Source organism: Martinezella tropici, assembly GCF_008370325.1.
Taxonomy (GTDB): domain Bacteria; phylum Pseudomonadota; class Alphaproteobacteria; order Rhizobiales; family Rhizobiaceae; genus Rhizobium; species Rhizobium tropici_B.
The window spans coordinates 660,144-684,887 of the sequence record NZ_VNIP01000006.1; the positions used below are offsets into that span (position 1 = coordinate 660,144).

22 protein-coding genes are annotated in these 24,744 nt (G+C 59.2%); 11 read left to right on the forward strand and 11 right to left on the reverse strand.

The window, feature by feature from the left end:
• Window positions 1-50: 50 nt before the first annotated feature.
• Window positions 51-548 (reverse strand): tRNA (cytidine(34)-2'-O)-methyltransferase, encoded by a 498-nt coding sequence (locus tag FP026_RS11595; RefSeq protein ID WP_149634763.1) that lies wholly within the window; start codon window positions 546-548, stop codon window positions 51-53.
• A 392-nt stretch (window positions 549-940) separates the two neighbouring features.
• On the opposite strand from FP026_RS11595, the gene FP026_RS11600 reads away from it, so the two are divergent.
• Window positions 941-2,794, forward strand: a complete 1,854-nt coding sequence (locus tag FP026_RS11600; RefSeq protein WP_149634764.1) for an ABC transporter ATP-binding protein — start codon at window positions 941-943, stop codon at window positions 2,792-2,794.
• Between the two features lie 142 nt (window positions 2,795-2,936).
• Window positions 2,937-4,799: an ABC transporter ATP-binding protein gene (locus FP026_RS11605; protein ID WP_149634969.1), complete on the forward strand. Its 1,863-nt coding sequence runs from the start codon at window positions 2,937-2,939 to the stop codon at window positions 4,797-4,799.
• A gap of 12 nt (window positions 4,800-4,811) precedes the next feature.
• On the opposite strand, the gene FP026_RS11610 is transcribed toward FP026_RS11605, so the two are convergent.
• Window positions 4,812-5,783: an endonuclease/exonuclease/phosphatase family protein gene (locus tag FP026_RS11610; RefSeq protein ID WP_149634765.1), complete on the reverse strand. Its 972-nt coding sequence runs from the start codon at window positions 5,781-5,783 to the stop codon at window positions 4,812-4,814.
• 468 nt (window positions 5,784-6,251) lie between these two features.
• Here FP026_RS11610 and petA point away from each other — a divergent pair, with 468 nt between their 5' ends.
• From petA to FP026_RS11630, 4 genes are all read left to right on the forward strand, one after another.
• On the forward strand, window positions 6,252-6,830 hold the full coding sequence (petA, locus tag FP026_RS11615; RefSeq protein WP_149634766.1) for a ubiquinol-cytochrome c reductase iron-sulfur subunit: 579 nt from the start codon (window positions 6,252-6,254) through the stop codon (window positions 6,828-6,830).
• A 14-nt stretch (window positions 6,831-6,844) separates the two neighbouring features.
• A complete protein-coding gene (locus FP026_RS11620) occupies window positions 6,845-8,125 on the forward strand; it encodes a cytochrome b (protein WP_149634767.1) in 1,281 nt (426 codons plus the stop codon).
• 21 nt (window positions 8,126-8,146) lie between these two features.
• Window positions 8,147-9,013 (forward strand): cytochrome c1, encoded by an 867-nt coding sequence (locus FP026_RS11625; RefSeq protein WP_149634768.1) that lies wholly within the window; start codon window positions 8,147-8,149, stop codon window positions 9,011-9,013.
• A 116-nt stretch (window positions 9,014-9,129) separates the two neighbouring features.
• Window positions 9,130-9,672 (forward strand): adenine phosphoribosyltransferase, encoded by a 543-nt coding sequence (locus tag FP026_RS11630; RefSeq protein ID WP_149634769.1) that lies wholly within the window; start codon window positions 9,130-9,132, stop codon window positions 9,670-9,672.
• A gap of 46 nt (window positions 9,673-9,718) precedes the next feature.
• On the opposite strand, the gene FP026_RS11635 is transcribed toward FP026_RS11630, so the two are convergent.
• A complete protein-coding gene (locus FP026_RS11635; protein WP_149634770.1) occupies window positions 9,719-10,186 on the reverse strand; it encodes a MaoC family dehydratase in 468 nt (155 codons plus the stop codon).
• Window positions 10,183-10,647 carry a MaoC family dehydratase gene (locus tag FP026_RS11640; protein WP_149634771.1) on the reverse strand — a complete coding sequence of 155 codons (465 nt, stop codon included), beginning with the start codon at window positions 10,645-10,647 and terminating at the stop codon, window positions 10,183-10,185. The genes FP026_RS11635 and FP026_RS11640 overlap by 4 nt, the downstream gene beginning before the upstream one ends.
• Before the next feature lie 185 nt (window positions 10,648-10,832).
• On the opposite strand from FP026_RS11640, the gene FP026_RS11645 reads away from it, so the two are divergent.
• Window positions 10,833-11,957, forward strand: a complete 1,125-nt coding sequence (locus FP026_RS11645) for a hypothetical protein (RefSeq protein WP_149634772.1) — start codon at window positions 10,833-10,835, stop codon at window positions 11,955-11,957.
• 121 nt (window positions 11,958-12,078) lie between these two features.
• Here FP026_RS11645 and ychF read toward each other — a convergent pair whose 3' ends face one another.
• Entirely contained in the window at window positions 12,079-13,182 is a 1,104-nt protein-coding gene (ychF, locus tag FP026_RS11650; RefSeq protein WP_149634773.1) for a redox-regulated ATPase YchF, read from the reverse strand.
• 233 nt (window positions 13,183-13,415) lie between these two features.
• Here ychF and clpS point away from each other — a divergent pair, with 233 nt between their 5' ends.
• Window positions 13,416-13,727 (forward strand): ATP-dependent Clp protease adapter ClpS, encoded by a 312-nt coding sequence (gene clpS / locus FP026_RS11655; RefSeq protein WP_069612856.1) that lies wholly within the window; start codon window positions 13,416-13,418, stop codon window positions 13,725-13,727.
• A gap of 118 nt (window positions 13,728-13,845) precedes the next feature.
• Here the strand turns inward: clpS and FP026_RS11660 are convergent, their stop codons facing one another.
• The 5 genes from FP026_RS11660 to FP026_RS11680 form a co-directional block, all read right to left on the reverse strand.
• Entirely contained in the window at window positions 13,846-14,325 is a 480-nt protein-coding gene (locus FP026_RS11660) for a GNAT family N-acetyltransferase (RefSeq protein ID WP_149634774.1), read from the reverse strand.
• Between the two features lies 1 nt (window position 14,326).
• Window positions 14,327-15,043 carry an aminoacyl-tRNA hydrolase gene (gene pth / locus FP026_RS11665; protein ID WP_149634775.1) on the reverse strand — a complete coding sequence of 239 codons (717 nt, stop codon included), beginning with the start codon at window positions 15,041-15,043 and terminating at the stop codon, window positions 14,327-14,329.
• Between the two features lie 73 nt (window positions 15,044-15,116).
• Window positions 15,117-15,848 carry a substrate-binding periplasmic protein gene (locus tag FP026_RS11670; RefSeq protein ID WP_149634776.1) on the reverse strand — a complete coding sequence of 244 codons (732 nt, stop codon included), beginning with the start codon at window positions 15,846-15,848 and terminating at the stop codon, window positions 15,117-15,119.
• A 14-nt stretch (window positions 15,849-15,862) separates the two neighbouring features.
• Complete coding sequence (locus tag FP026_RS11675; RefSeq protein WP_149634777.1) at window positions 15,863-18,229, reverse strand: putative bifunctional diguanylate cyclase/phosphodiesterase; 2,367 nt, start codon at window positions 18,227-18,229, stop codon at window positions 15,863-15,865.
• A gap of 247 nt (window positions 18,230-18,476) precedes the next feature.
• On the reverse strand, window positions 18,477-19,094 hold the full coding sequence (locus FP026_RS11680) for a 50S ribosomal protein L25/general stress protein Ctc (RefSeq protein ID WP_149634778.1): 618 nt from the start codon (window positions 19,092-19,094) through the stop codon (window positions 18,477-18,479).
• Between the two features lie 297 nt (window positions 19,095-19,391).
• Between FP026_RS11680 and FP026_RS11685 the strand changes: the two genes are divergently transcribed.
• The 3 genes from FP026_RS11685 (at window position 19,392) to FP026_RS11695 (ending at window position 23,666) form a co-directional block, all read left to right on the forward strand.
• A complete protein-coding gene (locus tag FP026_RS11685) occupies window positions 19,392-20,834 on the forward strand; it encodes a hypothetical protein (RefSeq protein WP_149634779.1) in 1,443 nt (480 codons plus the stop codon).
• A gap of 110 nt (window positions 20,835-20,944) precedes the next feature.
• Entirely contained in the window at window positions 20,945-22,405 is a 1,461-nt protein-coding gene (locus FP026_RS11690; protein ID WP_149634780.1) for a DUF945 domain-containing protein, read from the forward strand.
• A gap of 25 nt (window positions 22,406-22,430) precedes the next feature.
• A complete protein-coding gene (locus FP026_RS11695; RefSeq protein WP_149634781.1) occupies window positions 22,431-23,666 on the forward strand; it encodes an MFS transporter in 1,236 nt (411 codons plus the stop codon).
• A 117-nt stretch (window positions 23,667-23,783) separates the two neighbouring features.
• Here FP026_RS11695 and FP026_RS11700 read toward each other — a convergent pair whose 3' ends face one another.
• Window positions 23,784-24,716 (reverse strand): ribose-phosphate pyrophosphokinase, encoded by a 933-nt coding sequence (locus FP026_RS11700; RefSeq protein ID WP_149634782.1) that lies wholly within the window; start codon window positions 24,714-24,716, stop codon window positions 23,784-23,786.
• Between the last annotated feature and the right edge of the window lie 28 nt (window positions 24,717-24,744).

A 24,744-nucleotide genomic window follows, 5' to 3' on the forward strand; every position in this document is an offset into this window, starting at 1 on the left:
TAGAGCATTCCAGAGAGAAGCTTCTCACACTTTATCCGGCGTGCCAACGCCTATTCGGGTGCGATATTCAGGCTCGATGTGAGGCCTGGCAGCCATTGCGTTTGCCGCAAGGCTTCACCCGATATCATGGCGGCCGACATCGCGACATTGATGGAGCGTTGGCCCTCGACCATGGGGATCAGGACGCGGCCATCGGCCTTTTCGTGCACATGCTCCGGCACGCCGGCGCTTTCGCGGCCGAAGAGGAGAATATCGTCGTCGCGATAAGCAAAATCCGTGTAGCGCTGTGCCGCCTTCGTCGAGGCAAGCACCAGCCGCCGTCCGCTTTCCCGCCGCCACGCCTCGAAGCGTTCCCAGTTGACGTGCCTGGTCAGGCTGACGGCGGCAAGATAATCCATGCCGGCGCGCTTGAGATTGCGGTCCGATATGTCGAAGCCGGCCGGCTCGATGATGTCGACGCCGAGGCCGAGGCAGGCGGCAAGCCGCAGGATCGTGCCGGTGTTGCCAGGGATGTCGGGCTGATAGAGGGCGATGCGGAGCTTGGTCATGCGCTGCAACTAGCGAAACCGGCTGGATTTGTCTTCGTTTTTCGCGAGCCCTTCATTTCTGTGATGCCTCTCATAAACAGAATTGAAGGATTTAGCCCATTTTTCAGGCATATTTCGCTTTTCAAACAAAAAAAGTCGCGCTAAAAGACGAGCGCTCTACAACTTGCGAAAGAAGGAGGCTCAGATGGATATCTTGTTTGTGATGATGCGCCTCCGGGCCGTGAATCCACGGATCTGACGGGCGCTACAAGGCGCGTATTCGCAAGTACCCCCCTTCTTTAAGTCATTACGCGGCCGGCATGGCCTCGTTGTTTTATCACCCGGCCACCATATGAGTCTGCGATCTTTCAGTGCAGTGGGTGGTCGAAGGGTCGAGTCTCTGGAGCATTTCAATGTTTAGCTGGTTCGAACGCCGACTAAATCCATTCCCGAGCGAGGTGCCGGATACGCCGCCGCGGGGCCTCTTTGCCTTCTGTTGGCACTATTCCAAGCCGGCCCTGCCGTGGCTGATCGCCATGAGCATCCTCACCATGTCGATCGCGATCGGCGAGGTGGCGCTGTTCCAGTTCCTCGGCGATATCGTCGACTGGCTGACACATGCGGATAAGGCGACCTTCCTGCAGACGGAATGGCACAAGCTGTTCTGGATGGAGGCAATGGTGCTGATCGGTTTGCCGGCTGCGGCGATCCTCGACAGCTTCATCATGCACCAGGTGCTGCTCGGCAACTATCCGATGATTGCGCGCTGGCAGATGCATCGCTTCCTGCTGCGCCACAGCATGACCTTTTTCGCCAACGAGTTCGCGGGCCGAGTCGCCACCAAGGTGATGCAGACTTCGCTTGCCGTGCGCGAAACCGTCATGAAGATCCTCGACGTCTTCGTCTACGTCGTCACCTACTTCCTGTCGATGATCCTCGTCATTGCAGCTGCCGATTGGCGGCTGATGATTCCGATCCTGGTCTGGCTCGGCGTCTATGTCGCGATCGTTGCCTATTTCGTGCCGGTGCTGCGCAAGATCGCCGCGCAGCAGGCCGATGCGCGCTCGACGATGACGGGCCGCGTGGTCGACAGCTACACGAATATCGCCACGGTAAAGCTGTTCTCGCATGCGGGCCGCGAGGAGACCTATGCCAGGGCCGGCATGGAGGAATTCCTCGATACCGTACACAAGCAGATGCGCAAGGTGACGCTGTTCCACGCCTCGGTCTATTTCAACAACTGCGCGGCGCTGTTCATCGTCTCGGCTCTGTCGATCTGGTTCTGGCTCAGCGGTTCGATCTCGGTCGGCTCCATCGCTATTGCCATCGGCCTTGCCATGCGTGTCAACGGCATGTCGCAATGGGTGATGTGGGAGGTCTCGGCGCTCTTCGAAAACATCGGTACCGTCTATGACGGCATGGAGATGATGACGAAGCCGCATGATATCATCGACAAGCCGGCTGCCTCGCCGATCGCGGCCAAGCAGGGAGCGATCCGCTTCGACCACATCCGCTTCCACTACGGCAAGGCGAAGGGTGTGATCGAGGATCTGAGCCTCGACATCCGCGCCGGCGAAAAGGTCGGCCTCGTCGGCCGGTCCGGTGCCGGCAAGACGACGCTGATGAACCTGCTCTTGCGCTTCTACGATCTGGAGAGTGGCCGCATCACCATCGACGGCCACGATATCGCAGGCGTCACGCAGGACAGCCTTCGCTTGATGATCGGCGTGGTGACGCAGGATACGTCGCTGCTGCACCGCTCGATCCGCGACAACATCGCCTATGGCCGTCCGGATGCGACCGATGAGGAAATCATCCAGGCGGCCAAGCGCGCCAATGCCTGGGACTTCATCGAAGGCCTGGTCGACATGCAGGGTCGCACGGGACTGGATGCGCAGGTCGGCGAGCGTGGCGTCAAGCTTTCCGGCGGCCAGAGACAGCGTGTCGCGATCGCCCGCGTCTTCCTGAAGGACGCGCCGATCCTGGTGCTGGACGAGGCTACCTCGGCGCTCGATTCCGAAGTGGAAGCGGCGATCCAGGAAAACCTCTTCGCCTTGATGCACGGCAAGACAGTGATCGCCATCGCCCACCGCCTGTCGACGCTGACCGAGATGGACCGCCTCGTCGTTCTCGACAAGGGCCGAATCATCGAAATGGGCTCGCACCAGGAGCTGGTCCAGAATGGCGGTATCTATGCCGAACTCTGGAGCCGGCAATCCGGCGGCTTCCTGGCCGATCACGAAGAGGTCGAGGCGGCAGCGCAATAAAGATGAGAAAGGGCGGCGAAAACCGCCCTTTCCGTTTGCAGGACGCAAGAGGTGGACGCTCGGCGGAATTCTAACGAAAATATAACCTTTGCCACGCGGCCATTTCCTTTGCGTCGCTTGGGAAATTCCCTATATCGCTGGCATGCTCATCCGCTCCGTATACCGTCTCTTCGAGACCTGGATTGATCCCTATTACCGCAGCGGCGATCTTCGGCCGCCGCGGTCGCTTAGCGCCTTCATCTGGTATTATGTCCGCCAGGCCAAGGGTCCCTTCTTGGCAATGGCGGTGCTTGGCGGTGCCGTGGCTATGCTCGAGGCGGCGCTGTTCTGGTTCGTCGGACATCTGGTCGATATTCTCGACAAGGTGAAGCCGGGCGAGGGGTGGAGCGGGCTGTTTGCCGGCCACGGCGCGACGCTGCTCGGCATGGTTTTCGTCGTGCTTGTCGTGCGTTTCGTGGTCGTCAGTCTCGGCGCATTGGTCGAGGAGCAGGTGGTCGTGCCCGGCTTTCTCAACCTTGTGCGCTGGCAGGCCTATCGGCATGTGGCGAGACAATCGGTTGAGTTCTTCCAGAATGATTTTTCCGGCCGTGTCGTCACCAAAGTCTGGTCGGCAGGGCAGGCGACGGGCGATCTCGTTGTCTCGCTGCTGCAGGTGGTCTGGTTCATCATCATCTATGCCGCTTCGACCATCGCACTGGTCGGTGGATTGGATTGGCGGCTCGCGCTTGTGATCGCGGTCTGGATCGGCGTCTTCTCCATGCTTGCGCGCTATTTCGTGCCGCGCATTCGCCGGCATGCGCGCAACGCGGCCGAAGCCTCCTCGATGCTGAACGGCCGTATGGTCGATGCCTATGCCAATATTCAGACGCTGAAGCTCTTCGGCCGCGAAGAACAGAACGACCATTACATCCGCAATGGCTTCGACCGCTTTCAAGCGGCCGTCATGCCGTTTACGCGGTTGCTGACCGGCGTGCGTTCGTCGCTGGCGCTGCTCTCCGGCGTCATGATCACCACCATCGGCGCGCTGGCTGTCCATCTCTGGCTTTCGGGCTACATTTCGACCGGCGGCGTCGCCTTCACGCTCAGCATGGTGCTGCGGCTGAACATGCTCTTCGGCCGTATGATGGCACAATTCAACGCCATCATGCGCAATCTCGGCACGATCCAGAATTCGGCCGAAATGATCTCCGAGCCCATCGGTCTGGTCGATAGGCCCGATGCCAAGGATCTGGCCGTCACCGGCCCGGAAATCCGTTTCGACAACATCACCTTCCATTATGGGCGGGGCGGCGGCGTCATCGACAATTTCTCCCTCAATGTGGCTGCCGGCGAGAAGGTCGGCATCGTCGGCCGCTCGGGTGCGGGCAAGACGACGCTCGTCAATCTGCTGCTGCGCTTTTACGACCTTGAAGGCGGTCGTATCCTGATCGACGGCCAGGACATCGCCGCCGTGCGGCAGGAATCTCTGCGCGGCGCGATCGGCATGGTGACGCAGGACACGGCGCTGCTCAATCGCTCCGTTCGCGACAACATCCTTTTCGGCCGCCCCGATGCCACGGACGAGCAGATGGTGGAAGCGGCGCGACAGGCCGAGGCGGATCGCTTCATTACCGCTCTGGAGGATCAGAAGGGACGCACTGCCTATGCCGCCCATGTCGGCGAGCGCGGCGTCAAGCTTTCAGGTGGTCAGCGCCAGCGCATCGCGATCGCGCGCGTCATGCTGAAGGACGCGCCGATCCTCGTGCTCGACGAGGCGACATCGGCGCTGGATTCGGAGGCCGAGGCCGTGCTGCAGTCCAACCTCGATAGGCTGATGAAGGGCAAGACGGTTCTCGCCATCGCACACCGGCTCTCGACCATTGCCAAGCTCGACCGGCTAATCGTCATCGACAAGGGTAAGATCATCGAAGAGGGGACGCATGATGAGCTGATTGCCCGCGGTGGCCTCTATTCCGAGCTCTGGGCTCGCCAGTCCGGCGGCTTCATCGCGGCGGATGCCGATTGACTGGCATCGGGCCTAATTGATTGCGGCGTCGTTTGAACCACCGGTGCGAGGCACGCTGAACTCCGTCATCAAGCCAAAATGGTTCGAGCCCATCGCGTCGCGAATCTGCTTGACCGATATCAGCCGAAGCGGCGCACGGGCGAAGACGTGATCGATGCTGACACCGTAGGGACCGAAAGCGATCGGCCAGGTCGCAGGTTCGGGAAAGGCATGGCGAAGGCCGGTCGCGGCCAGAAAATCGCGCATGTCGGGAGCGATGACCGACGCGTTGAAGTCTCCTGCGAGAATCAATGGCTCTTTCACGTCGTTGAGGGCAGCAGCGAGGAGACCGAGCTCGATCTGGTGGAATGCATCGAAATAGGGCTTGCTCAGATGAACGGAGGCGAAATTCACGGGCTGGCCGTCCATATCGATGGCGGCCAGAATGAAGCGATTGTCCCAAAGGCTGCCGAGGCTGCGCATTAGCTGGCTCCGGAACGGCCTTTTCGACAACAGCAAGGAGTCGCAGTCGGTGGTCATTACGCCGCAACCGATGCGGTAAGGATAGACCTTGGTGATACGGTCCATCTCGGAAAGGATTGGTCCCGCCTCGAAAATTTCGGCGACATCGGCTTTCGAGGTGATAACGAAATCGGCGATGCGGGCGCCGTTTTCGAAATTGCTGTCCTCGATATTGAACGATAGGAGCCTGAAATTTCCGCCGCCTGCCTCTGCCGAGGCGACGAGGGAAGATGCCGAATATTCCTGGAGCATGAGGACCGAATGGACCAGCAGCACGGTTCCGGCCGCCGTCAGGAATAGCGCGTACCAGTGACGCTTGAAGACGAATGTGATCAAGGCAAGCAGGATCGCAAAGAGGCTTATGTGGGTCTGCAGGCTTTCGAAGAAGGCCAGCAACCAGGAATCGGCGACATAGCGCGCCGCAAGGATTCCCAGTGCCAGCGTGGCGAGAACGCATAGAACGCAATAAATCGTGTGTCTCATGGCAAGGTCTCGTGCTTCATGTTCCGATGCTTTGACGGCACAAGGCAACGGTGACAATCGTCCACAAATCGCAAGACAAATCCATTTGGTTTTAAGAGGTAAAGGCTCATGCCGACGATAGAACGAAGATGCGATGATCGTGGCAGTTTTTGCAATGCAGCGTTGAAATTATTGCTTATTTTGCAATGCGATACGAAAAAATACTATGTGAATCCACTGTTTTTTCATGCGTTTAACCTCGGGCTGCCGCGAGAGGGAGCTTAAGCTTCGGGCCTGCGACGCCATAGCGCGATTTTGCCGCGACATTGTGCCCTCTCCCCTTGCCAAGACTGGACATAATTTGCGATGAAGCTTAGAACGCAGCGGGTTACGGAGGAATCTATGGCGGAATTATGGTCGCGATGATTCGCCGTTAGTGAGAGGGGTACCACGGTTTTGCCGTGGTTTGCGGGAAGAGGATGTGCAGCCTTGAGCGAGCATAGTACGACAGTTGAGTCCACCGGCGAGCCGACTCGTCGCGATTTCCTTTATTTGACGACAGGTATGGCTAGCGCTGTGGGTGCAGTTGCCGTCGCGTGGCCGTTTATCGACCAGATGCGGCCGGACGCATCGACACTCGCTCTTGCATCCATCGAAGTCGACGTGTCGAGCCTGGAGCCTGGCATGTCCCTGACGGTGAAGTGGCGCGGCAAGCCCGTCTTCATCCGTAACCGCACGCAAAAAGAAATCGACGATGCCAAGGGTACGCAGCTCTCGGACCTGAAGGATCCGGTCGCTCGCAATGCCAACCTCCCGGCTGACGCACAGGCAACGGATGCTGCCCGTTCGGCAGGCGAGGGCAAGGAAAACTGGCTCGTGATGATCGGCGTCTGCACCCATCTCGGTTGCATTCCGCTCGGTCAGGCAGGGGAATATGGCGGGTGGTTCTGTCCCTGCCACGGTTCGGTTTACGATACTGCCGGTCGCATCCGCCATGGGCCTGCGCCGCAGAACCTCTTCATACCGCAGTATGCGTTCACGTCGGAAAAGAAGATCAAGGTCGGTTGAGGGGGAGCTGAATCATGAGTGGTCATTCGTCTTACGAGCCATCCACAGGGCTCGAAAAATGGGTCGACGCGCGGCTTCCGCTGCCGCGTATGGTCTATGATAGTTTCATCGCCTATCCGGTCCCGCGCAATCTGAACTATGCCTATACGTTCGGCGCCATGCTGGCCGTCATGCTGCTTTTGCAGATCCTGACCGGCGTCGTTCTCGCCATGCATTACGCGGCCAATACGGCGATCGCCTTCAATTCGGTCGAAAAGATCGTCCGCGACGTCAACCACGGCTGGCTTCTGCGCTACATGCATGCCAACGGCGCGTCCTTCTTCTTCGTGGCCGTCTATCTCCACATCGCCCGCGGTCTCTACTACGGCTCCTACAAGGCGCCGCGTGAAATCCTCTGGATTCTCGGCGTGATCATTTACCTCTTGATGATGGCGACTGCCTTCATGGGCTATGTTCTGCCCTGGGGCCAGATGTCCTTCTGGGGTGCGACTGTTATCACCGGCTTCTTCTCGGCCTTCCCATGGGTCGGTGATTGGATCCAGACCTTCCTGCTCGGCGGCTTTGCCGTCGACGATCCGACGCTCAACCGCTTCTTCTCGCTGCACTACCTGCTGCCGTTTATGATTGCGGGCGTTGTCATCCTGCACATCTGGGCGCTGCATGTGACCGGCCAGACGAACCCCACCGGCGTCGAAGTCAAGCTGAAGACGGATACCGTGGCCTTCACGCCCTATGCGACGCTGAAGGATGCACTCGGCGTCTCCATCTTCCTGCTGGTCTTCGCCTATTTCGTCTTCTATCTGCCGAACTTCCTCGGCCACGCCGACAATTACATCGCGGCCAATCCGCTGAAGACGCCGGCCCACATCGTTCCGGAATGGTACTTCCTGCCGTTCTATGCGATGCTGCGCTCGATCACCTTCAACATCGGGCCGATCGATTCCAAGCTCGGCGGTGTCTTGACGATGTTCGGTGCGATCATCGTGCTGTTCTTCCTGCCCTGGCTCGATACGTCGAAGGTTCGTTCGGCCGTCTATCGCCCGTGGTACAAGCTGTTCTTCTGGTTGTTCATTGCCGACGCCGTCCTGCTCGGCTGGCTCGGCTCGCAGCCGGCGGAAGGCATCTACACCACGGCTGCGCAGTTCGCGACGCTGTTCTACTTCCTGTTCTTCCTCGTCGTCATGCCGGTGCTTGGCATAGTCGAGACACCGAGGCGCATTCCGAATTCGATTACGGAGGCGGTTCTTGAAAAGCAGGGCGGCGATAAAAAAGACGCCGTCGCGATGAGCGCTTGAGCGGTTGGAAGGAAGAAAACGATGAAAAAGATTGTTGCCGGCCTCCTCTCGCTTGCCCTGATCGGCGGCTCCTTGACGGTAGCCGCCATGGCGGCGGAGACGAAACCTGCCGCAGAGAACGAAACGCCGCATTATCCGCTGAAGGAGCCGCGCGAGCAGCATTGGACCTTCGCCGGCCCGTTCGGCTCTTACGACAAGGCCCAGCTGCAGCGCGGTCTCAAGGTCTATGCGGAAGTCTGTTCTGCCTGCCATTCGATGAAGCTGGTGGCTTACCGCACACTGGAAGATCTCGGCTATACGGAAGCCCAGGTGAAGGCCTTTGCCGCCAATTATGAAGTGCAGGACGGGCCGAACCCCCAGGGCGAGATGTTCACCCGCAAGGCACTGCCGTCGGACCATTTCAACTCGCCGTTCCCGAACGACGAGGCTGCCGCGGCCTCAAACAACGGAGCGGTGCCGCCAGACATGTCGCTGCTTGCCAAGGCGCGTGAAGTCGAACGCGGCTTCCCGCAGTTCATCTTCGATATCTTCACCCAGTATCAGGAAGGCGGCCCAGACTATATCTACTCGCTGCTGACTGGCTATGAAGAGCCGCCGGCCGGTTTCAAGGTGCCGCAAAACTCGCACTACAACCCGTATTTCGATGCGGCCGCGACCTTTGCGATGCCGAAGCCGCTTTCGGATGGGCAGGTGACCTACGACGATGGCGCGCCGCAGACGGTCGATCAGTATGCGCGCGATGTGTCTGCATTCCTGATGTGGACATCCGAACCGCATCTGGAAGACCGCAAGCATCTCGGCTTCATGGTCATGGTGTTCCTGCTGATCTTCTCGATATTGATCTATCTCACCAAGCGCTCCGTCTATGCCAAGGCCGGCGCTCACTGAGTATTGTGATGCTTCAACGAAAAGGCGGCCCGTCGAGGCCGCCTTTTTTGTTGGTATAGAGCGCTGGTCTTGATAGGGTGCGGCCGGCCCTATCATAGCCTGAGAGTACTTACTTCATGAACACCATTGCTTCGGAGCTCGCTGCCAGCATCCGCTCCATTCCGGACTATCCCAAGCCCGGCATCATCTTTCGCGACATCACCACGATGCTTGGCGATGCCAGGGCATTCCGTCGCGCCGTGGATGCGCTGGTGCATCCCTATGCCGGCACAAAGATCGACAAGGTCGCAGGCATGGAAGCGCGCGGCTTCATTCTGGGTGGCGCCGTGGCGCATCAATTGTCGTCCGGTTTCGTGCCGATCCGCAAGAAGGGCAAGCTGCCGCACGATATCGTCCGCATCGCCTACAGCCTGGAATATGGCGTGGACGAGATGGAGATGCATCGCGATGCCGTCAATCCGGGCGAGAGGGTCATTCTCGTGGACGATCTCATCGCAACGGGCGGCACCGCCGTCGGCGCGACGAAGCTTCTGCGGCAGATCGGCGCCGAAATCGTCGCCGCCTGCTTCGTGATCGATTTGCCTGATCTCGGCGGCCGCAAGAAGCTCGAGGAGCTTGATGTACCGGTGCATACGCTGGTGGAATTCGCCGGACACTGAGTGTGCTCATCAGACGAGCGGGGCCGCGACGACGGCTCCGCCGTCGCTATTCGAAGGCCAGCACGGTGCTTTCGAAGCGCAGCGCCGGGTTGCCATGCTGGTTTACGCCGTCACAGGCGAGCGTATAGAGCGCCCAGCCGGGGCGCGAGGCGAGTGGCCGGCTGCCGAGGATCGTGACACCATAGCTGATCGTGTCGCCGGCAAAGACCGGCCGCAGCCATTGCAGGTTCTTGAAGCCGGGCGAGGGGCCGAGATTGGGCGGTGTCTTGCCCTCGGCGATCAATCTCGCCGTTTCGGATTTCCAGTAATCCACGAAAATGCGCATCCACATGGAACAACTATGCCAACCGGAGGCGCAGAGCCCGCCGAACAGGGATTGCTTCGCCGCTTCCGCATCCATGTGGAAGATCTGCGGATCGAAGCGTGATGCGAAGTGGACGATACCTTCCGGCGTGAAGGTATGGCTGCCGATTTCGATGCGTTCGCCGATGGCATAAAGCTCGCTCATCTTCATGCGGATATCTCCGCGCCGGCGCGCATGCGGATCATCGTTGCATTTTCTCCGAGGCAAACGAGCTCGCCGCGCTGGTTCTCGACCTCGTGGCGAAACTTGACGATTCCGATGCCGGGACGAGAACGCATGGGGCGTATCTCGACGACGATGGACCGGCCCGAGAGGGTATCACCAGCCACAACCGGCTTCTTCCATTCCATGAAATCGATGCCAGGCGCGCCCTGCGCATCGGTGGCGAGGAGGTAGGAATCGCACATCATGCGCATGAACATGGACGATGTATGCCAGCCGGATGCGGCGAGGCCGCCGAGAATGCTGGCGCGGCCTGCTTCCTCATCCAGATGCATCGGTTGCGGGTCGAACTCCTTGGCGAATTCGATGATCTCCGCCGTCGTTACATGTTTTGGGCCGAGCGGAAATTCTCGTCCCGGCTGAAAGTCTTCGTAGACGAATTTCGTCATGTCTTCTGTCGTCCTCCACGTCTCGTTTATCGGCAATGGCATAGCCGGCTGTGGTGGCGCAAGTATTTTCACGGGCAATATGAGGGAGGGACGACGATGACTGTCTATTGGCCGCCGACAGCCCTTGATTGTATGCCGGCGATATGTTGAGGCTTGGGTCGTGGCAAGATGATATGAGAGCTAGAATGAGCGAACTCAAAGTCGCACTGGAAGAGGCAGCAGGCGCGGGGATCATTTCCTCCAGTCAGGCCGAACGATTGCTGCCCTATCTGGCGGACAAGAACATCGGTGCGTTGCCGACCGGACAGGGTCTCTCGGCACCGCGTTTTCCGGATGATCCCAATCCTCTGGAAGATACGGAAGCGCCGCGTTTCGTGCGAGGCTTTCACGATGTGCTCATCACCATCGGTCTCGTCGTTCTGCTCATCGGGCTATGGGGGCTGGCGAACCGTTATGCGCCCTTGCTGGCAATCGTCGTCCTCGCCGAGATCCTGGTGCGCCGCCAGCGGCTGGCGCTTCCGGCCGTGGTCTTGACCGTCGCGCTCGTTGTCTGGGTTTTCTACATGGTGATGAGCTATGTGAGTTCCACACCGACGCTGAGCGATAATTTTACGATCGGCGCAATCGTCCTGGTGGCACCATTCCCGCTGTCGCTGGCATTGTTTTACTGGCGCTACCGCGTGCCGCTGTCGCTGGCCTTATTCCTGTTTTCGCTGTTCGGCCTGTTTCTCGCCGCGGTCTTCTATGTCGCCGGCACGGTAACTGGCTCTTCGAATGTGCCAGCAGATTACCCCATCCAGACGATGATGATCTTGCTGGTGACCGCTCTTGGCAGCTTTGCATTGGCAATGCGCTATGATCTCAGCGATCCGCAGAGAGTGACGCGCCGGTCCGACGTGGCCTTCTGGCTGCATCTCGCAACGGCGCCGGCCTTGCTCTACTCGACGATCCTCTTGGCCTTGCGCCTCGAGCTCGCCAGCAGTGGCATCGTCTTCACCAATCTCACCGATGCCCTCTTCGGGGGCTATCTGCAGGCGGTGACCGTCCTGGTGGCGGTTCTGGTGATGATGCTGATCGGGCTTGTCATCGATCGCCGCGCTTTCGTGACCGCCGGCCTCGTATCGCTGGGCTTGGCGACGGCAGCCATCCTCAGGCACAACAATGCCGGCCTCGATAAGGTCGGCTTCCTGGTGTTGATGATCGTAGGGCTGGTCGTGCTCGTGATCGGCATCGGCTGGACCGATCTGCGCCGTGTCATCGTGCGGCGGTTGCCTGCAGACATACAGGCGAGATTGCCGGCGCTGAGATAGAGCTTTTCCGCTTTTCTTCGAATCGTGACAACGCTCTATCCTTTTGTTTAACGCAATTCCGAACGGAAAATCGCTTCGCACTTTTCCTGGAATTGCTTAGGCGCCGGCATCTGAAAAGCAATCAGGTGTTGAAGCGGAAGTGGATGACGTCGCCGTCCTGGACGACGTATTCCTTGCCTTCGTCACGGGCCTTGCCGGCTTCCTTTGCGCCGGTTTCGCCGTTGTAGGCGATATAATCGTCATAGGCGATCGTGTTGGCGCGGATGAAACCGCGTTCGAAATCGGAATGGATGACGCCTGCGGCCTGCGGAGCCTTCGTGCCCGTTTCGATGGTCCATGCGCGCGTTTCCTTCGGTCCTACGGTGAAGTAGGTGATGAGGTGCAAGAGCTTGTAGCCGGCGCGGATCAGACGGTCGAGACCGGCTTCGTCAAGGCCGAGCGCGGAGAGGAATTCGATGGCTTCTTCTTCCGGTAGCTGCGCCACTTCCGCCTCGATGGCAGCGGAAATGATGACGACTTCCGAATTCTGCTCCTTTGCCATGGCGGCGACGGCTGCTGTGTGCTCGTTGCCCGATACGGCATCGCCCTCGGCGACGTTGCAGACGTAGAGCACCGGATGCGAGGTCAGCAGGTTCAGGCTTTTGAGGATGCGGGTTTCTTCGGCATCCAGCTTCGAGAGCAGCGTGCGGACCGGCTTGCCTTCCTGCAGCAATGCAAGCGACGCGTCCATGATCGGCAGCATCGCCATGGATTCCTTGTCCTTGCCGGTGGCGCGCTTGCGTGTCTGCTCGGTGCGGCGCTCGAGGCTCTCGAGGTCGGCGAGCATCAGCTCGGTCTCGATCGTCTCGGCATCGGCGACCGGATTGATGCGGCCTTCGACATGGGTGATGTCGCTGTCTTCGAAGCAGCGCAGCACATGCACGATGGCATCGACTTCGCGGATATTGGCGAGGAACTGGTTGCCGAGGCCCTCACCCTTCGATGCGCCGCGCACGAGGCCGGCAATATCGACGAAGGAGATGCGCGTCGGGATCAGCTCCTTCGACTTGGCGACGTCTGCAAGCTTGCGCATGCGCGGATCGGGAACCGCGACTTCACCCGTGTTCGGCTCGATCGTGCAGAACGGATAGTTCGCCGCCTGCGCCGCCGCCGTCTTGGTCAGCGCGTTGAACAGAGTGGACTTGCCGACGTTCGGCAGCCCGACGATACCGCATTTGAAACCCATGGCACCTTGTCCATATCTTGAAAATCTTTGCAGTGCCTATGGGGGAAGGGTCGTTGCGGGTCAAGTCTTGTGCGGGCAAGGAGGCTTTTTTCTGCTGAAAGAGAGGCGGAAGTCGCTCGAATGCTCCTTTGCATTACCTGGGAGACGCTGTCGTCCTTGAACGGTGTAGTGCGCTGCACTATAATTCCGCTATTAACCCAAAGCCTCTTTCTCTGTCGTCAACGGTGATGCCGATGAGTGACAATGACGTTGTCCTGAAACCAAAGACTAAAACAAAGCCGAAGGTCGAGCGGCCGAAGCTCTATAAGATCATTCTCGTGAACGACGATTATACGCCGCGGGAATTCGTCATCATGGTGCTGAAGGCCGTCTTCCGCATGAGCGAGGAGACTGGCTATCGCGTCATGATGACGGCGCACAAGCTCGGCACTTGCGTGGTCATGGTCTGTGCGCGGGATATTGCCGAGACGAAGGCGCAGGAGGCGGTCGATCTTGCCAAAAGCGCCGGTTTCCCGTTGATGTTCACGACCGAGCCGGAAGAATAGGAGCGGTTGCTGCCGTTAGAGCATTTCCGCTTTTCTTCGAATCGCGAAAACGCTCTATCTTCTTGTTTCTCAACGCATTCCGGACGGAAAACCGCTGCGCACTTTTCCTGGAAATGTTCTAGGTAGCCAAGGGACGGCGGACCTGGAAGCCGGTCTTGTCCTGCGTAAAGCCGCAATTGGCGTAGAAGCGCAGCGTTGCGGGGTTTTTCGAGCCGGTCAGCAGCATGACCTTGTAGCAGCTCCTTTCCCAGGCGCTTGCGAATGCCTTGCGGATGACCGTGCCGGCGAGGCCACGCCGACGGTAATCGGCGTGGGTCACCACATTCTCAATCAAGGCATAGGGCGTGCCGCCGCGCGTGAGATTGGGAATGACGACCAGCGTCACGGAAGAGACGGCCGTATCGCCGTCAAAGGCAGCGAAGATCGTCATGCCGGGATGGGCAAGGATTTCCGTAAGGCGGTTATCCGCCAGTCCTAGCTCCAGCACCGGATCTTCGGCGTTCAGGTGCCGGTAAAGTGCAAGCAGCGTCGGCAGGTCCGCCATCACGACCGACCGAATGACGATATCTGCGGTATCTTCGACTGCTGTCTCCGACATCTCAATTGTCCTTCTTGCCGAACATCCTCTTCAGCATTTCCGCCATGGGGCCGGTTTCCGGGATCTTCGGCTGGCTGTGATTGCGTGCCTGATGAATATGGGATTTGGCCGGCGCCTTCTTCTGTGGCTTCGGGGCGCCTTCTTCCGCCTTGCCGCCCAGGGCAAGCGCGATCTTGTTCATCAGCTGCGAATCCTCGCCGCGTACCAGCATGTCGGCATTGTCGGCAAGTGCGTCGAACAGCGGTTCCAGCCAGCTTTGATCCACCTTGGCGAAATCGCCGAGAACGTGATTGTGCACGAGCTCCTTGACGCCAGGATGGCCGATGCCGAGGCGCAGGCGGCGATAGTCCTTGCCGCAGTGAGCATCGATCGACTTGATGCCGTTGTGACCGCCATGGCCGCCGCCGGTCTTCAGCCGCGCCTTGCCGGCCGGCAGATCGAGTTCGTCGTAGATCACTACCAGGTCGGAGGGCTGGAGCTTGTAGAAGCGCATGGCTTCGCCGACGGCTTCACCGGAGAGATTCATGAAGGTCTGCGGCTTGATGAGCAGCACCTTCTGGCCGCCGAGCTCGCCTTCGGCAATCTCCGCCTTGAACTTCTTCGACCAGGGCGAAAAGCTGTGGCGGCGGTAGATCGCATCCACGGCCATGAAGCCGATATTGTGGCGATTGCCCTGATATTTGGCGCCCGGATTGCCGAGGCCCGCGATGAGAAGCATGCGCTTCACCCCTTGGAAAATACCGATGCCCTTCACCACAGCGATTTGACGGCAAAGTCAAGGCGGGATGCGGTCAGTCACCAAGGTGGAGGCCGTACTTCAGGAAAATCTGCTTTTGCGTTCCGTCGGCGATCAGCGCATTCAGCGCAGCCTGCATCCTGTTTAAAAGGTCGGTTGGGAAGTCCTTCTGGCAGGCGATCCCCATGGGCTGCTGGGAAAGGATGGTCACCTTCTCCACCGCATTACCCTGGGCTTTCAGCTTGTCGAAATAGAATTCCGAAATCGGCATCAGGTCGATTCGATCGCTCATCAGTTTCTTGAGCGTGGCCTTGAAATCGCTGCCCACGTCGATGCGCGGGAAACTGTTCCGGCGCAGTATCGTCTCCGTATAATCCTCCCGCCAGGTGCCGACGAGATATTGCCTGGCTTCGTCGATGGTAGTGGCGGCAATCTTCGAGCCGCTATGCTTGATCAGGATATTGCGATCGATCAGTAACGGTTGCACCCATTTGAAGAGCGGATCGCGTTCTTCATTGTGGGCGGTCGCAAAGACACAGGTCATGGGTTCCGCCAGCGCCTGATTATAGGCCCGCGCCCAGGGCATGATGGCGATGGTATAGTCGGCGCCGATATCGGCCATCACCTTCTGCACCTGTTCGGTGACGGCTCCGACAGCCGTCTTGCCGTCGCGATAGTTGAAGGGCGGATATTCCTCGGTGGTGAAATGAATGGTTTCGGCGCGAGCGGGAGAGAAAAGGGATAGCGAAAACAGGCTGATTGCAATCGTGAGCAGCGGCTTTCGCATGCGGTTTCTCATCGCTATGACGCCTGTGCTATGGGGGAAGGATAATCCTGCTGCTGGCTGACGAGCGTCTTTGCCAGGGTGTCCGGATGCATCGGCCGATAGAACAGATAGCCCTGGCCGTAGTCGATGCCCATGGTGCGCAGGGTCGCGCATTCCTCTTCGGTTTCCACGCCTTCGGCGATGACCGTGCAGTTCATCTTGTGCGATAGCGTGGTGATGCTTTCGACGAGCATGCGGCTCTTGGCGCTGACATCGGATGCGGTATCGTTGATCGCGCGGATGAAGGACTGATCGATCTTGATGATATCGACCGGGAAGCGATTGATGTAGCTGAGCGACGAATAGCCCGTGCCGAAATCGTCGAGCGCGATGCGGCAGCCGTAGCGGCAGATCTCGTTGATGACCATGCGCGTCTCCGGATTGTCGTCCATGAGCACGGCTTCGGTAATTTCAACGACGATGCGCCAGGCGGGAACGTCATAGCGCGAAAGCAGAGTGGCAATGCGCAGCGGCAGTTCGGGCTCGAATTGCAGAGGCGAGAAGTTGATCGCGAGGTAGGTGTCCTGCATGCCGTCGAGACGCGATAGGCGCGCGAAATCAGCGATCGCCTTTTCCATGATGCGGTTGCCGATGCGAATGATCGAGCCGGTCTCTTCGGCAACCTCGATGATGCGGGCGGGAGGCAGGATACCCTTCTGCGGGTGGTGCAGGCGCATCAGCGCCTCGAAGCCGGCGATCGAACGATCGTCGATATTTACCACCGGTTGCAGATAGGCCTCGAACCAGTCCTCTGCGAGGCCGGCCTCGATATGGCTTTCCAGTTCGGCGCGGCGGCGCGAGTCGTCGAGCATGCCATTGTCGAAGATCTGTGCGCCGTTCTTGCCGTCGCGCTTCTTGGCATACATGGCGATATCGGACTTCAGCAGCAGCTCGGCGGCATTGGCCGCATGGCGCGGGTAAATGGCGATGCCGATGCTGGCGCTGAGGCGCGCATCGCCATGGAAGGGCGCTTCGAAGATCTCGGCGATGCGGGAGGCCATGTCCATAGCTCTCGCTTCGGCATTTTCCGCCAGCAGCAGGATCGCGAATTCATCGCCGCCCAGGCGGGCGGCGATGTCACCCGACTTCAGGCACGTCTGGAGGCGGGAGACGAGCTCGCGCAGGGCCGCATCGCCGGCGGCATGGCCCATATTGTCGTTGATCCACTTGAACCGGTCGAGATCGATGAAGAGGCAGGCAAGTTCGCGTTTGCGCAGATCGGCCTCGTTGATCTTGGCGTCCAACGCGGTCTCGAAGCCCTGACGGTTGAGGAGGCCGGTCAGGTGATCGGTGATTGCCTGCCGGAGGTTCTTGTCCTCGGACTGCTTAAGTTCGGTGACATCGGTCATGACGGAAAGCGACAGGCCGTCCTGGATCGCGGTGGTCTCCAGAATGAGGACATCCATCACCCGTCCGTTCCGGCACAGGAACTTGACGGTGACCGCAAGACGGGCGGCGGTATCGGGATTGCCGTTCTTGCGCTCGGCGTATCGCGCCCGCGATTCCGGCAGGACCAGGCTTGCAAACTCGCGGCCGATCACTTCGGCGCGGCCGTAGCCGGTTGCGGCGAGCCAGTAGTCGCTGACGGCGGCGATGCAATCGTCCTTGTCGAGGGAGAAAAGCATGGCGGGCGTCAGATTATACGTATCGGTGGCGCGGCGATGGGCAAGCTTCAGTTCGGTTTCGTCGCGCTGCAGCTTGCTCTGCATATCGTTGAAGCTGCTGGCGAGCCGCCCCATTTCGTCGTTCGACTGCCAGTCGACATGATGGCGAGAGCCGAGCCGCCGCGTAGCTTCGATGGCATGCGTCAGGCGCATCAGCGGCTGGATGACGAAAATGCGGTTGCCGATCAGCGCCGCGCCGAAGACCGTCAGCACGGCGAAGATGAAGATGGAAATGAAGACGATTTCCTCGTTCTTCAAACCATCGAAGAGGCCGAGCTGGGGATAGAAGACCGTGATGGTGCCGAGCCTCTTGGTGCCGTCCACGCCGTTGTAGACGATCGGCCGCGCGACGGACTCCAGATTGCCCTTGTAGGATTTCGGAATGGTGGATTGCGTGACGTCGAGCTGGCCGGAGAGATCGCGCACATTGACCCGAACGATTGCGCCTTCGGCGACCGTCGTTGCGCTGATCTGGGTAACGCTATCCTCATCCAGATCCCACAGCGGTTTGGCAAGCGCCTGGGCATTGGCGACGAGCAGGACGGTAATATGATCCTTGATTTCCTTCTCAGCGCGTTCGGACGACAGGAAAAGAAAAAGGATGAAGAGCGGCGCTACGAAAACCAGCAGCGCACCGCAGACGATCGCGAAAAACCTGTTTTCGACCGAATGGCTCATTGTTCCGTTTGCTCCCCAAGCCATAGACCGGCGGATCTTGGGGTGCCGCTTTCTACAACTCTTTCGCGTAGATTTTCATGAATCTGTTAAATGTTGCTGAAATTCTGGGGTTAATGGAAATCAACGATAGTATAGATTTCAAGACGTTTATATTTTTACTTTCTCTAATATTTGTTTTCGAGCATGAAAAACCCGCCTTCCCCAAAAAAGGGAGGCGGGTTTCGATGCTTCAGGTTGAAGATGCCAATCAGGCGCTGGCTTCTTCGCCGCCTTCTGTTTCTTCTTCAGCAAGACCGGCTGCCGGGGCAACGATCGTTGCGATCGTGAAGTCGCGGTCGGCGATGACCGGGGTCACGTTCTTCGGCAGCTTGACGGCCGAGATATGGATGCTGTCGCCGCTCTTCAGACCGGAGAGGTCAACGGTGAAGAATTCCGGGATCGCATCGGCCGGGCAATGAACTTCGACTTCGTGGCGAACGATGTTCAGCACACCGCCAGCCTTGAGGCCCGGGGACTTCTCGTGGTTTTCGAAGTGAACCGGGATTTCGACGGTGACCGCGGTGTTGCCGGAAACGCGCAGGAAATCGACGTGAACCGTGAAGTCACGGACCGGATCGAGCTGGTAGTCCTTCGGCAGAACCTTGATCTTCTTGCCGTCGACGTCGATCGTTGCGATCGTCGTGAGGAAACCGCCGGCATGGATGCGCTTCGTCACCTCATTGGTGTTGAGAGCGATGGAAATGGGGGCCTGCTTGTCACCATAGATGACAGCGGGAATGAGACCATTGCGGCGAAGTTCACGGGCGGACCCCTTACCAACCCGTTCGCGCGCCTCGGCCTTGAGCTCGTAGCTTTCGTGGCTCATAGCTATTCCTTTCGAGGTTATTTGGAGAGTTCATCCGATCGGCCAGTGCCGTGTCAGCTGAACTGGAGGAGGGCGTGCCTACCTCATCCGCGTTGCCTCCAAGGGTGTCTACGCGGACGCGTGGCGTATAATACAAAGCGGCCAAAGGTGCAAGCGCCCCGGAATGCGAAGCTTTGTGGTGGCATTGCAACGGCCGAGACAAGCCTGGGATACCATGTCTATCAACGCCTTGACATATACCGTCGGCCCCATCAACAGTCGAATCCAATCGATCAGGGTCAGAAAGTGAGGTCGGGCATGCGCTCTAGGGTTATTGCCGCCGCCGTTTTTTCCATAGGTCTTGCCGGCGCGCCGCAGGCGGCCGAGGTCAATGAGCAGGGCGCCAAGGAACTTCGCAACATCCTCACCCAATCGCTCTCGCAGGACCTTGCCCGCAGCGATTTCGTGACCGTCAAGCCGGTGGGCGACCAATACGAGATCGTCTATGATCTCGCGAAGTTCTTCGACAAGATCAATTCCCGCGCCTTTTCGGTCACGGGCTTCAAGCCGCTCTCCCTCTTCGCGCAGCCTGTCGAACAGGAGAGATGGCACCTGACGGGCGACAACAGCCTCGATGTCGCCCTGCATTCGCCGACTTCCGACCTTGCCTATTCCATTGCTTCCAACTCCTTCGACGGCATTTTCGATCCGGCGATCGAGATGATGCGGTCAATGGGCATCAAGAGCAGCGGTGTGAAATTTTCCAGCGTCGGCACCGGCCCCAGGAGCGGGCGCAAGCTTGACGCCACCATCGACAGCCTCTCCTTTGCTCATACTGTCACCGACAGCAGCGAAGCCGGCAAGGTCGACCTGCAATTGCAGGGGACGCTGCAGCACCTGAACGAGCGGGTCACCATGCGGCCGGATGGTTCGCCGATCACCTTCAGTGCGGACAGCGTCGATACGCACTTCACCGCCACCAGCCTGCCGGCGAAGGACCTGCGCGCGCTCATCCACTTCTTCGTTCAGCACGTCAAGGCCAAGCAGCTTTCCGAAAGCGGCAGCGAGAAGTTCGAGCAGCTGGTGCACCGCGCCCTGCCGGTTTTCGGATCGCTCAACAAGACCGTCACCCTCAACAGTGTCCTGGTGGCGACCGACAAGGGTAAGGTCGGCGTGAAGCGCATCGACTACAGCTTCAAGATGGACGGCCTGACCAAGGCCTCCAACGTCAATCTGGAGCTGCGGGCCGAGCAGTTCACGCCGGATGCGGATCTCGTTCCGGTGACTTATTCGGCATTCCTTCCGTCAACGCTCGACGTGCAGCTCGGCGTGCCCAACATCAACTTCGCGGGTCTTATCGATACCGGCCTCGACGCCATCGGCCCGCATGCGGCGCCGGTTTCCGGTGAGGCGTTGAAGCGGACGATGTTCCCGAGTGGCTATGGAACGCTGGAGTTTCCGAAGATCAGCGCCACTTCAGGCGTCTATGATGTCGAGATTTCCGGCGCGCTGAAGGGCTCGACCAAGCCGCATGCCGGCTATTCACTACAGGCGACGATCCTGGCGCGCGATTTCGACAAGACGATTGCCGCCATCCAGGATGCCGCCAAGGCGGAACCGCGCCTGAATAAAGTTTCTTTTGGCTTGCTTGCCGCCAAGGGTTTTGCCAAGACCGATCCCGACGGTCGCCTGCGCTGGGACATCGCGATGGATGAAGACAGGACGGTGACGGTCAATGGTCAGGTGATGAAGAAGCCTTGATGTCTAGGGAGCGGGCCATGTATCGGGGCGGCAATAGAGTTTCATTCGAAAGGCCGATCGGTCCTTTTCGGATTTTCACATTTCTTTTCCATCATATTTGGGGGTGAATTATGCGTTTCAAAGCGATTGCTGCAGCGACTGTCGTCGCTGCCGGCGTTATTGGCGGTGTGCAGGCGGCTGAGGTCAGCGAACAGGGTGCGAAGGATCTCTATGGCAACCTGACCTATTTCCTGCCTGACGATATCGCCAAGAGCGGTGCAATCTCCGTCAAGCCGATCGGTACGCACTATGAGGTCACTTATGATCTGCAGAAGCTGCTCGACAAGCTGAATGTGAGCGGCTTCAACATCAGCGGCCTCAAGCCTTTGATGATGCTGGCGACGCCGCTCGACAGCGGGCTTTGGAATATCGAAGGCAACAATGCCATGGACGTGACGGCCCGTTCCGAGCCTGGCAAGGGTCTCGACAGCGAGTTTCGCTACGCATTGGCCTCATCCACCGTCAAGGGCGTTTTCGATCCCGCGCTTCATTATCTGCGTTCGATGGATATGAAGGGGCAAGGCATTACCGTCGCCACCAAGACGACCGATGAAAACAATAGCGTCCAGAAGAACGACGCTACCGCCGACAGCATCACCTATACGCTGTCGTCGGCCGATAGCGGTGAGCCGGGCAGGCTCGATATCAAGATGGACGGTAGTCTGCAGTCGCTCTACAACAAGATCTCGTCGGACGACGAGACGCTGGGCGAAGTCAAGATCGCGGCGATCGATTTCAACATGGGTGCGACGAAACTGCCCTTGAAGGCGGTGAACTCGTTGCTGCAGTTCGTCTCCGAGCACAAGGAAGAGAAGACGCTTTCGGACAAGGACAGCGAGGCGCTCAAGGCCTTGGTTATGAATGCCATGCCGATCGTCGGTTCCTTCGATGAGTCCGTTGCCATAAAGGACATCGCGCTTACGACGCCGCTCGGTAATGGCGGGCTGCAGAAGATGGGCTACTCCTTCAAGATCGCCGGGCCTGCCGATGCCATGAACGCCGATTTCGGATTGAGTGCAGAAAAGCTCACCTTGGAAACGGGTATGATGCCCGAAGACTATGTCGCCTTCATTCCCGATACGGCCGATATCCAGGTGCAGGTGCCGAACCTGAACTTTACCGCCATGATGAATGTCCTGAAGGACACCAATTTCAAGCAGCCGGACAGCGATAAGGCCATAGACGAGAAGCTGCAGAAGGCCATGTTCCCTGATGGGACGATGACCATCAACTTCCCGAAGATCAGCGCCGTTTCCGGCCTCTATGATGTCGAGGCTTCCGGCAGCTTGCGCGGCTGGCTGGCCGAGAAGGATCGCGTCGCCATGAAGATGACGGTTCTTGCTCGCGATCTCGACAAGACGATCGCCGCCATCCAGGAGGCAGCAAAGACCAAGGCCGACCTTTCTCAGGTCTCTTTGGGCCTGATGATGGCCAAGGGTTTTGCCAAAACGGACGCCGATGGACGCTCGCGCTGGGATATCGATCTTTCCGATGATGGTCACGTGTCGGTCAACGGTCAGGTCGTGAAGTAAGTCACTCCCAAATCAGAATGCGATCATGTTTGTCCTGAAGCCACTCAGCCAGCGCTCGATCTCTCTTCTATGGGCCGGTCAGGTGCTGGCGGCGACAGGCTCCGAATTTTACATGGTCGCGGTCGTCTGGATCGCGGCCGATTTCGTCGGCAGCGATGCGGGATATGTGTCCGCGCTGCAATCCGGCGCGCTGCTGATCGGCAGTCTTTTCGGCGGCATCGTGACGGATCGCTGGCGTCACAGCACCACGATGATCGCGAGCGATCTCGTGCGGGCGGCCCTGCTGCTGATGTTGTCGCTTGCCGGGCTTCTGCATTTGATGAGCTTGCCGCTGCTGGTGGTGCTCGCCGGGTGCATTGCCTTGCTCACATCCGCATTCGATCCGTCGCTGCAGGCAACGCTGCCGACGATTGCGGTCGATCCGGACGTCCGGCACGCGACCAACGGCCTGTTCGACGCCACCCGCCGCATGGCGCGCATTCTCGGTCCGAGCCTGATCGCGCTGGTGAACGGGTTTCTGCCGAAATCTCAATTCTTCACCGTGACGGCAGCGACCTTCGTGCTTTCGGCGCTTGCGGTCTGGCTGGCGGTAGCAAGGCTACCGGCAGCACAGCGCCGGCGCGAGTTTTCTGGAATGGCAGCTGTCGTGGATGGTGTCCTCGGCGGATGGCGGGCGGCTCGCGGCCATGCGGCAATCCTCTATGGCCTGCTCACCAATCTGATGGGAAATGTTGCCTGGGCCATGGGAATCCTGCTCGGCATGATCCTGCATTTGCGCGAAACCAGCGCCGATCCGCTGACCGATTACAGCCTGATGATGACCGCTTATGGCGTCGGCAACCTGACGACCAATCTGATCCTGAGCAGCGTCAAGCCACGCCGGCCGGTAATCTGGATCATCGCGGCAAAGCTCATCTTCGGATCGGGGGTCTTCCTGCTGCCGCTGATGCATGACCGTATATGGCTGATGATCGTCGCCTGCTTTGCGGCGATCAACGGTCCGTTTGAGAATCTTGCCATGCTGCATCTGATGCAAACGCGCAGCGAGCCGCACAGGCTGGCGCAGGTCTATCGCCTGCTGATGTGCGCGATCTTCACGGGCCTGCTTTTGGCCTACCTGATGTCGCCGAGCCTGTTTTCCTGGTTCGGCATCGGACCTTCGATCATGGGATCGGGTGCGGCCGTCTTCGTTTCCGGCCTGATCGGAATCGGTCTGCTGGCATGGAAGCAGGCGCATCCGGCGGGAGCGAAGGCCGTCTGAAATATCGTTCGAGCCTAGAGCATTTCCGCTTTTCTTCGAATCGCGAAAACGCTCTATCTTCTTGTTTCCAAACGCATTTCGGACGGAAAAACGCTGCGCACTTTTCCTGGAAGTGCTTTAGTCGAACAGGCTCGAAACCGATTCTTCCTGGCTGGTGCGGTTGATGGCTTCGCCGATGAGGCTTGCCGTCGTGATGACGCGGATGTTGGGCGCTGATTGCACGGCGGTCGTCGGCTGAATGGAATCGGTGATCACCAGTTCCTTCAGTTGCGAGTTTGCCACGCGCGTGACGGCGCCGCCCGAGAGCACCCCATGCGTGATATAGGCGGTGACGCTTGCCGCACCGCGCGCGAGCAGCGCGTCGGCCGCGTTGCAGAGCGTGCCGCCGGAATCGACGATATCGTCGATCAGGATGCAATCCTTGCCGGCTACTTCGCCGATGATGTTCATCACTTCGGACTCACCCGGGCGATCACGGCGCTTGTCCACGATCGCCAGCAGACAGTCGAGACGCTTGGCGAGCGCACGGGCGCGCACGACACCGCCGACATCAGGGGAGACGACCATGACGTTGCCGATATCGTAATTCGCCTTGATGTCGCGCGTCAGGATCGGCAGCGCATAGAGATTGTCCGTCGGTATATCGAAGAAGCCCTGGATCTGGCCCGCGTGCAGGTCGAGCGTGAGAACGCGGTCGGCGCCGGCCTCTGTGATCAGATTGGCCACCAGCTTGGCCGAGATCGGCGTGCGCCCGGAGGCGCGGCGATCCTGGCGAGCATAGCCGAAATAGGGAAGAACCGCCGTGATGCGTCGCGCCGAAGAGCGCCGCATGGCGTCGATCATGATCAACAGTTCCATGAGATGGTCGTTGGCCGGGAATGCGGTTGGCTGGACGACGAATACGTCCTCGCCGCGCACGTTCTCCTGGATTTCGACGAAGATTTCCTGGTCCGCGAAGCGCCGGACACTGGCCTTGCCTAAGGGAACGTTGAGATAATTGCAGATCGCTTCGGCAAGATGCCGGTTCGAATTGCCTGCGAAAACCTTCATTGTGGTCCGCCTGTTACCAACCTGATAG